This is a genomic window from Pseudoalteromonas sp. SR45-5 (genome assembly GCF_014163565.1).
Classification (GTDB): domain Bacteria; phylum Pseudomonadota; class Gammaproteobacteria; order Enterobacterales; family Alteromonadaceae; genus Pseudoalteromonas; species Pseudoalteromonas distincta.
The window spans coordinates 1-3058 of sequence record NZ_JACJDN010000494.1; the positions used below are offsets into that span (position 1 = coordinate 1).

2 protein-coding genes are annotated in these 3058 nt (G+C 42.3%); both read left to right on the top strand.

Features of this window, described 5'->3' with window-relative positions:
* The first annotated feature begins 225 nt into the window (after positions 1-225).
* Positions 226-1407 carry an acetyl-CoA C-acyltransferase gene (locus tag H5072_RS15605; RefSeq protein ID WP_024595699.1) on the top strand — a complete coding sequence of 394 codons (1182 nt, stop codon included), beginning with the start codon at positions 226-228 and terminating at the stop codon, positions 1405-1407.
* Positions 1408-1532: 125 nt separating this feature from the next.
* A complete protein-coding gene (locus H5072_RS15610) occupies positions 1533-3023 on the top strand; it encodes a CoA-acylating methylmalonate-semialdehyde dehydrogenase (protein WP_182694039.1) in 1491 nt (496 codons plus the stop codon).
* Positions 3024-3058 lie beyond the last annotated feature (35 nt).

Here is a 3058-nt window from a genome sequence, read left to right on the forward strand (position 1 = left end):
GTTTATTTATGTTGTTAATATTCAATGGGTTATTTTTATTTTGTCAGTGTAGTCTAACCGATGGAAAATAATCCTTACACTTATAAAACTAAAAATTAAGCTGTTTTTAGTTGACGTTGGCGTAAACGTTAGTATTGTGTAAGGGTATTAAATAATAAATGAATACTAAATTAATAGAGCAAATATACTAACAACTATTTGCATATAAATACAATGGAGTTAGTTATGACTTTAGAATCAGTGGTAATTGTAGCAGCAAAACGCACCCCAATGGGTGGTTTTATGGGAGCGTTAAGTGATGCGCAGTCTACCGAGCTTGGCGCTACCGCCATTGCAAGTGTACTCACACAAACTGGTTTGGCTAATGATGCAATAGACGAAGTAATTATGGGCTGCGTATTACCAGCAGGCCTTGGACAAGCACCCGCACGCCAAGCAATGTTAAAAGCTGGCCTTGCACTTAGCACTGGCGCTACAACAATTAACAAAGTATGTGGCTCTGGTTTAAAAGCGGCCATGCTTGCAAACGATTTAATTAAAGCAGGCTCTATTCAATCTGCTATTGCCGGTGGCATGGAGAGCATGACAAACGCACCGTACTTTATTCCAAAAGCGCGTGGTGGAATGCGTATGGGACATGGCGAAATAAAAGATCACATGATGAGCGATGGCCTTGAAGATGCTTACGACAACAAAGCAATGGGTTGTTTTGCACAAGACACCGCCGACGAATACGGCATTGGCCGCGAGCAAATGGATGCGTTTGCATTAGGCTCATTAAGTAAAGCTAAAGCCGCGATACAAAATGGTAGCTTTGATAACGAAGTTGCACCCCATACAATGCAAACACGCAAAGGCGATGTAACAGTATCGATTGATGAGCAACCAGGCAACGCCCGCCCAGAAAAAATTCCTACCTTACGTGCTGCTTTTAAAAAAGACGGCACTATTACAGCGGCTAATTCATCGTCAATTTCAGATGGTGGCGCAGCGCTTATATTAATGAGCGAATCAAAAGCAAAAGAGCAGGGCTTAACACCGCTTTGTAAAATTGTAGCGCACAGCACGCATTCTCAAAAACCAAGTGAATTTACAGTAGCGCCAGTAGGGGCTATGAACAGCGTGCTTGAAAAAGCAGGTTGGGCTGTAAACGATGTTGATCTTTGGGAAATTAACGAAGCATTTGCCATGGTAACCATGCTGGCTATTAACGAGTTAAAACTTGATGAAAGCAAAGTAAACGTTAACGGCGGTGCATGTGCATTGGGTCATCCAATTGGTGCAAGCGGCGCGCGTATTTTAGTAACGCTTATTCATGCCCTTAAAAACCGAGGCCTTAAAAAAGGCATTGCGTCTTTATGTATTGGTGGCGGTGAAGCGGTTGCTATGGCCGTAGAAGCGTATTAACTAGGTATTAAATAGTTATAAGAAAGCTGTACGAATAACTATAAAAGCGCTGCACTAATAATACTAACAAAGCGGCGCTACCAATTTTAAAAGAGAACACACAACTCACACACTAGGATTTAATCATGCACCAAGTACCACTACTTATAAATGGCGAATTTATTCAATCAGCATCAAAAGAGCTTATCGATGTTATAAACCCAGCAACTCAAGAAGTACTTGCACAAGTGCCATGTACCACAGAATTAGAAATGGACGCGGCAATTGCCTCAGCTTCTGAGACGTTTAAAACATGGAAAGACGTACCTATTACTGAACGTGCTCGCATTATGATGAAGTACGCGGCGCTATTAAAAGAACATCATGATGAGCTTGCTACCATTATTTGCCATGAATTGGGTAAAACATTTGAAGATGCAAAAGGCGATGTTTGGCGCGGTATTGAAGTAGTAGAACAAGCAGCAAACGCACCATCATTAATGATGGGTGAAACAATGGAAAACGTAGCGCGTAAAATCGATACGTATTCTTACATGCAGCCACTTGGCGTATGTGCGGGCGTAACACCATTTAACTTTCCTGCAATGATCCCACTTTGGATGTTCCCGCTGGCTATTGTGTGTGGTAACACCTTTATTTTAAAACCGTCAGAGCAAGATCCACTTACACCAATGCGCTTAGCTGAGCTATTTATTGAAGCCGGCGCACCAAAAGGCGTATTACAGGTTGTTCATGGTACAAAACCACAAGTAGACCGCTTACTAGAAGATAAAGCAGTGCGTGCTATTTCGTTTGTAGGCTCGTGTGGTGTAGGTGCTTATATTTATTCTAAAGGCACACAAAATCTTAAACGCGTGCAAGCGTGTGTTGGCGCTAAAAACCACATGGTTATTATGCCTGATGCAAGTAAATCGCACGTTGTAAACAACCTAGTAGGCGCATCTGTCGGTGCTGCTGGCCAGCGTTGTATGGGTATTTCGGTTGCTGTGTTTGTAGGTCAAGCAAGTCAGTGGGTAGATGAAATAAAAGCAGGCTTTGAAAATGTACGCCCAGGCGTGTGGGATGATGCAAACGCGGCATACGGTCCACAAACATCAAAAGCAGCAAAGGCACGTATTTTATCACTCATTGCTGGTGGTAAAGAGCAAGGCGCTACCTGTTTAATTGATGGCTCTGACTTTACGGTTGAAGGGTATGAGCAAGGTAACTGGGTTGGTCCGACGTTATTTACCGATGTAACCAAAGAGATGGATTTATACAAAGAAGAAATATTTGGTCCAGTACTAGCGTGTATGTTTGTAGACACGCTTGAAGAGGCAATCGCCCTTATTAACGACAGCCCTTACGGTAACGGTACCTCGTTATTTACGTCAAGCGGCGCAGTGGCTCGTAAATTCCAACACGAAATTGAAGTAGGCCAAGTAGGTATTAATGTGCCAATTCCGGTGCCACTTCCGTTCTTTTCATTCACTGGTTGGAAAGGCTCGTTTTACGGCGATACTCACACGTACGGTAAGCAAGGTATTCGCTTTTACACAGAAACTAAAACAATTACATCACGTTGGTTTGAAGACGACATTGCGTCGGGCCCAAACATGAGTATTAACTTAAAATAATCGTAATTAAAAAATGAGTAAATAAAAGAATAATT

Bases quoted from the DNA above. Each gene is read 5' to 3' on its own strand.
- H5072_RS15605 (WP_024595699.1), top strand. From the start codon at position 226: ATGACTTTAGAATCAGTGGTAATTGTAGCAGCAAAACGCACCCCAATG.
- H5072_RS15610 (WP_182694039.1), top strand. From the start codon at position 1,533: ATGCACCAAGTACCACTACTTATAAATGGCGAATTTATTCAATCAGCA.